At 72.4% G+C, this 326-nt stretch carries 1 protein-coding gene; it reads left to right on the forward strand.

The features are described 5' to 3' along the window. The coding region (locus ADK55_RS22585) for an IS3 family transposase (protein ID WP_159041519.1) at window positions 1-326 on the forward strand (326 nt) is incomplete at both ends.

Genomic DNA, 326 nt, shown 5'->3' on the forward strand with positions numbered 1-326 from the left:
AGCGGCGCCGCCGCGACGTCGAGCTGACAGACCGGATCCGGGAGGTCCACGACGAGTCCGACGGGATCTACGGCTCACCGCGCGTGCACGCCATCCTCAAGCGCGAGGGCACCCGCGTCGGCCGCAAACGCGTCGAACGGCTCATGCGCCAGGCCGGCCTCGCGGGAATCAGCCCGCGCCGGGGCAAGGGATTCACCCGCCGCGACCCGAACGCGGAACTGGCCCCTGACCTGGTCGAGCGCGACTTCACCGCACCCGGGCCGAACCGGCTGTGGGTCACCGACCTGACCATGATCCCGACCGGCGAGGGCCCGTTGTGGCTGTCC

Origin of the sequence: Streptomyces sp. WM4235 (assembly GCF_001279725.1) — a bacterium.
Classification (GTDB): Bacteria; Actinomycetota; Actinomycetes; order Streptomycetales; family Streptomycetaceae; genus Streptomyces.